4 protein-coding genes are annotated in these 5,500 nt (G+C 63.5%); 2 read left to right on the forward strand and 2 right to left on the reverse strand.

Features of this window, described 5'->3' with window-relative positions; all coding sequences use genetic code 11:
* Positions 1-128: 128 nt before the first annotated feature.
* Entirely contained in the window at positions 129-1,466 is a 1,338-nt protein-coding gene (locus GIW79_RS29170; protein WP_054897439.1) for a lysine N(6)-hydroxylase/L-ornithine N(5)-oxygenase family protein, read from the reverse strand.
* Between the two features lie 119 nt (positions 1,467-1,585).
* Positions 1,586-2,068: a sigma-70 family RNA polymerase sigma factor gene (locus GIW79_RS29175; protein WP_329605986.1), complete on the reverse strand. Its 483-nt coding sequence runs from the start codon at positions 2,066-2,068 to the stop codon at positions 1,586-1,588.
* Between the two features lie 326 nt (positions 2,069-2,394).
* On the opposite strand from GIW79_RS29175, the gene GIW79_RS29180 reads away from it, so the two are divergent.
* Positions 2,395-3,564: an efflux RND transporter periplasmic adaptor subunit gene (locus tag GIW79_RS29180; RefSeq protein WP_236455806.1), complete on the forward strand. Its 1,170-nt coding sequence runs from the start codon at positions 2,395-2,397 to the stop codon at positions 3,562-3,564.
* 1 nt (position 3,565) lies between these two features.
* Positions 3,566-5,500 (forward strand): ABC transporter permease (locus GIW79_RS29185; protein ID WP_236477471.1); only part of this gene is annotated, 1,935 nt, incomplete at its 3' end.

The raw sequence follows: 5,500 nt of genomic DNA on the forward strand, positions 1-5,500 counted from the left end.
GTGTGTGGGGGGGCGCTCTCGTGGGGCGGGGGCGCCGCCCCCGGTGGGCGGGCGACGCGCCCCCAAACGCTGGGGGGCGCCCCGCCCCCGAGGGGTCCCAACCTCCCTCGCCACAATAAGGGGATCGGTCAGCTGGCGGTTGCCAGCAGCAAGTCCTGCACTGAACGCGCCTTGCCACGGTGATGGTCCAGCGCATACAACGACGCCGCAATCTCATCCGCCCGAATCGGCAACACCGACAGCAAGGTATCGCTCAAGCCATGGCTGGCCTGGCTGAAGCCCTGGATGTAGATGCCAGCCTTGCAGCGCTCGTCGGTGACGATGCGGTAGTCGCGGGCCACTTCGAAGTCGCCCATGTAGGCTTGCAGCGGCGCCAGCAGTTCACGGTGCATCTGGCGCTCGTAGCCGGTGGCCAGGATTACCGCGTCGTAATGGTTGAGGCTGGTTTCGCCGGTGGCGCTATTGCGCAGGGCCAGTTCGATACCCAGCGGGCCTGGGGTGGCCTTCTCCACTACGGTCAGGGTGCGAAACGCCTGGCGGGCGATGCCGGAGACTTTCTGGCGGTAGAAAATCCCGTAGATTCGCTCGATCAGGTCCAGGTCCACTACCGAGTAGTTGGTGTTCTGGTATTCGGCGACCAAACGCTCACGCTCGGCACCGACTTGCTGGAACACCAGGTCAGTAAAGGCCGGCGAGAACACTTCGTTGACGAACGGGCTGTCGTCGGCCGGTTTGAGCGCCGAACCGCGCAGGATCATGTCGACCTGCACCGACGGGAAGCTGTCATTGAGGTCGATAAAAGCTTCTGCCGCGCTCTGGCCGCCGCCGATCACGGCGATGCGCATCGGCTTGCCGTCTACGCACGGCTGGCTGGCCATGCGCTCCAGGTACTGGGAATGGTGAAACACCCGGCTATCGCCCTTGAGCGCCTTGAATGCCTCGGGGATGCGCGGTGTGCCGCCGGCGCTGACCACCACCGAACGGGTGGTGCGCACATGCTGCTCGCCCTGGGCATCACGGGAGATCACGCGCAACGCCTCGACCTGTTGCTGATGCAGGATCGGCTCGATGGCCAGCACTTCCTCGCCGTAGTTGGCCTGGGCCTGGAACTGCCCCGCCACCCAGCGCAGGTAGTCGTTGTACTCCATGCGGCAAGGGTAAAAGGTGCCCAGGTTGATGAAGTCCACCAGGCGGTCGTGGGCCTTGAGGTAGTTGACGAAGGAGTACGGGCTGGTGGGGTTGCGCAGGGTCACCAAATCCTTGAGGAAGGAAATCTGCAGTTCACTCTGGGTCACCAGGGTATTGCCGTGCCAGCGGTAGTCGGCTTGTTTGTCGAGAAACAGCACGTCCAGCTTGCCCTGGGCCTTTTCACGCTCCTGCAGGGCGATGGCCAGCGCCAGGTTCGAAGGGCCGAAACCGATCCCGATCAGGTCATGAACCGCGGGCGAAGCAATTGCCTGTGTCATTCCAGTGTCCTCTGGATAAGCCCCATGGCGGTGGGGCGGGAATACCTTCATGGCCTGAACAACAGGCCGTGTGTTGATAGGAAACGAGGACAGTGAAATAAAATTTAACCAACAGCCGATCAGTGCGCTTCCCACTCGCGCATGCGCACCCGGCAGTGCTTCATCGCGTTGACGATGTGTTTTTCCACCAGGCTGCGGGAAATGTTCAGGCGTTCAGCGATTTGCAGATGGGACAGGCCTTCGAGTTTGCGCAACAGGAAACTGTCGCGACAGGCCGCCGGCAGCTCGGCCAAGGCGCGCTCGAGCATCTCCAGGCGCTGGCCCTGGTGGTGGCTGGCGTGGGGGGAACAGGCGGCGAAGCGCTCTTCGCTGTCCAGCACCTCAAGAGGCTCGGACTGACGCAAGGCATTACGCCGATGGCCGTCGATCACCAGGTTCAAGGCGGTGCGGTACAGAAAAGCGCGGGGCTGTTCGATCGGGGTGTCGCTTGCGCGCTCGAGCACCCGCACATAAGCGTCATGCACCACATCTTCGGCCACCTGACGATTGCCCAGCTTGGCGTTGAGGAAACACACCAGCTCGCGATAGTAGTTTTCCAACATGACTCCTGACCCACGGCCTTGGTACAAACGACACCCAGCCCCCTGTAGGAGCGAGCTTGCTCGCGAAAAACCCAAGAGCGCATCCCCTTACCTGGATGCGCCCGCAATCATTGGCGGTTTTGCCATCACCGATGATGGCAGTTTGAGTGTGTGCAATTTATAGTAATTCTCATCTACTTTTAAAGAACTCTCTCATCAGCGGTCGGTTTTTTTCGCAATTCGCGCTGTAACTACTTATGTAACAGCCTAAATTCCGGGGCATTTTCCTCGTTTACCTGTCAGCTCTGCGCGACTGCGCCCCGAACTTTCCTGGCTGGAAGCTACCCATGAAACGCCCTCGACCTGCCCGACGCGCCCTGCTTGTGGTGGCGTGCCTGATTCCCATCGTTGCGTTTGCCACCTGGCAGGGCCTGACGCCGGGCCGCGACGCCCTGGCCACCGTCACCGTGACCCGCGCCGACATCGAAAACAGCGTCACCGCCCTGGGCACCCTGCAACCGCGACGTTACGTAGACGTCGGCGCCCAAGCCTCCGGGCAGATCCGCAAGATCCACGTCGAGGCCGGTGACCAGGTCCAAGAGGGCCAATTGCTGGTGGAGATCGACCCCGCCACGCAAAAAGCCAAGCTCGACGCCAGCCGCTATGCCATCGAAAACCTGCAGGCTCAGTTGCAGGAGCAGAAAGCCCAGCACCAACTGGCCCATCAGAAGTACCAGCGTCAGCAGCGCCTGAGTGCCGGCAACGCCACCCGCGAGGAAGACGTGCAGACCGCCAAGGCGGAACTCAGCGCGACCCAGGCGCGGGTGCAGATGTTCCAGGCACAGATCCGCCAGGCCCAGGCCAGCCTGCGCAGCGATGAAGCCGAGTTGGGCTACACGCGCATCTACGCGCCAATGACCGGTACCGTGGTGGCCGTGGATGCACGCGTCGGCCAGACCCTCAACGCGCAACAGCAAACGCCGCTGATCCTGCGCATCGCCAAGCTGTCGCCCATGACGGTGTGGGCGGAAGTCTCCGAAGCCGACATCGGCCATGTCAAACCCGGCATGAGCGCGTATTTCACCACTCTGAGCGGTGGCAGCCGGCGCTGGACCAGCACCGTGCGCCAGATCCTGCCGATCCCGCCCAAACCCTTGAACGAAACCCAGGGCAGCGGCAGCCCGAGCAGCACCAGCAAGAGCGGCACTGGCCGAGTGGTGCTGTACACGGTGCTGCTGGACGTGGACAACGCCGACAACGCGCTGATGGCCGAGATGACCACCCAGGTCTTTTTCGTCGCCAGCCAGGTCAAGGACGCCCTCACCGTACCCGTCGCCGCTTTGCAAAGCGTGCCCGGTTCCGCAGTGCAAATCGCCCGGGTGGTCGCCAAAAACGGAGCCATCGAAGACCGTGAAGTACGCCTGGGCATCAGCGACCGCCTGCGGGTGGAAGTGCTCGAGGGGTTGAGCGAGGGCGACCACCTGTTGATCGGCCCGGTTGATAGCCATGGGGGCTGAAATGACCACGCCCCTGATTGAACTCAAAGGCATCCGCAAATCCTACGGCGGCGGCGACAGCCCGCAGGTCGATGTGTTGCGCGGTATTGACCTGTCGATCCATGCCGGCGAGTTCGTCGCCATTGTCGGCGCCTCGGGCTCGGGTAAATCGACGCTGATGAACATCCTCGGCTGCCTCGACCGCCCCACCGAGGGCGACTACCTGTTCGCCGGGGAAAACGTCGCCCACCTGGGCAGCGACGAACTGGCCTGGCTACGCCGCGAAGCCTTCGGTTTTGTGTTTCAGGGCTACCACTTGATTCCCTCAGGCTCCGCCCAGGAAAACGTCGAGATGCCGGCGATCTATGCCGGCATCAGCGCCGCCGAACGCCATGCCCGCGCCAGCGCCCTGCTCACCCGCCTGGGCCTGGCCGAGCGCACCGGCAATCGGCCGCACCAGCTGTCGGGTGGGCAACAGCAACGGGTGTCCATCGCCCGCGCCCTGATGAACGGCGGCCATATCATCCTCGCCGACGAACCCACCGGCGCCCTCGACAGCCATAGCGGCGCCGAGGTCATGGCCTTGCTCGACGAACTGGCGAGCCAGGGCCATGTGGTCATTCTGATTACCCACGACCGTGAAGTGGCGGCGCGAGCCAACCGCATCATCGAGATTCGCGACGGCCAGATCATCAGCGATTCGGCTGACACCCGCGCGGCCACACCCAGCGTGGCGGCCGGCGCCTTGCACGCCGTGGACCTGCGCCAACGCCTGGTCGACGGCGCCGAGCACAATGGTGCCTGGAAAGCCGAATTGCTGGATGCCGTGCAGGCCGCCTGGCGGGTGATGTGGATCAACCGTTTTCGCACGGCGCTGACGCTGTTGGGCATCATCATCGGCGTCGCGTCGGTGGTGGTGATGCTGGCAGTGGGCGAAGGCAGCAAGCGCCAGGTCATGGCGCAGATGGGCGCATTCGGCTCCAATATCATCTACCTCAGCGGATCTTCGCCCAACCCGCGTACGCCGCTGGGTATCGTGTCCCTCAACGATGTCGCGGCCCTGGCGACGCTGCCTCAGGTCAAGCGCATCATGCCGGTCAACGGCACCGACGCGGGAGTGCGCTTCGGCAACGTCGACTACATGGCTTACGTGGGGGGCAACGACACCAACTTCCCGGAGATCTTCAACTGGCCGGTGGTCGAGGGCAGCTACTTCACCGAGGCCGACGAACGCGCCGCCGCCACGGTCGCCGTGATCGGCGCGCGCATCCGCCAAAAATTGTTCAAGGACGTGGCCAACCCTATCGGCCAGTACATCCTGATCGAGAACGTACCCTTCCAGGTGGTCGGCGTGCTCGCGGAAAAAGGCTCAAGCTCCGGCAACAAGGACAGTGACGACCGTGTCGCCATTCCCTACAGCGCCGCCAGTGTCCGCCTGTTCGGCAGCTACAACCCCGAATACGTGGCGATTGCCACCACCGATGCACGCAAGGTGCATGAAGCCGAACGCGCCATCGACCAGTTGATGCTGAAGCTGCACAACGGCAAGCGCGACTACGAGCTGACCAACAATGCCGCGATGATTCAGGCCGAAGCCCGCACCCAGAACACCCTGTCGCTGATGCTCGGCTCGATTGCGGCGATCTCCCTGCTGGTGGGCGGCATCGGCGTGATGAATATCATGTTGATGACCGTGCGCGAACGCACCCGTGAAATCGGCATCCGCATGGCGACCGGGGCGCGCCAGCGCGACATCCTGCGCCAGTTCCTCACCGAGGCGGTGATGCTCTCGGTGGTCGGCGGCCTGTTCGGTATTGCCCTGGCATTGCTGGTGGGCGGCGTGCTGGTGCTGGCTGAAGTGGCGGTGCAGTTTTCCCTGGTGGCGGTGCTCGGGGGGGGTGGGGCGGCGTTTTTTATACTCATCAGCGCGCGGCGGGGGGCGCGGTGTGGTTGTGGG

The sequence above is a fragment of the Pseudomonas sp. PA-7-1E genome (assembly GCF_021605325.1).
GTDB lineage: Bacteria > Pseudomonadota > Gammaproteobacteria > Pseudomonadales > Pseudomonadaceae > Aquipseudomonas > Aquipseudomonas fluorescens_BV.

Bases quoted from the DNA above. Each gene is read 5' to 3' on its own strand.
- GIW79_RS29180 (WP_236455806.1), top strand. From the start codon at position 2,395: ATGAAACGCCCTCGACCTGCCCGACGCGCCCTGCTTGTGGTGGCGTGC.
- GIW79_RS29170 (WP_054897439.1), bottom strand. From the start codon at position 1,466: ATGACACAGGCAATTGCTTCGCCCGCGGTTCATGACCTGATCGGGATC.
- GIW79_RS29175 (WP_329605986.1), bottom strand. From the start codon at position 2,068: ATGTTGGAAAACTACTATCGCGAGCTGGTGTGTTTCCTCAACGCCAAG.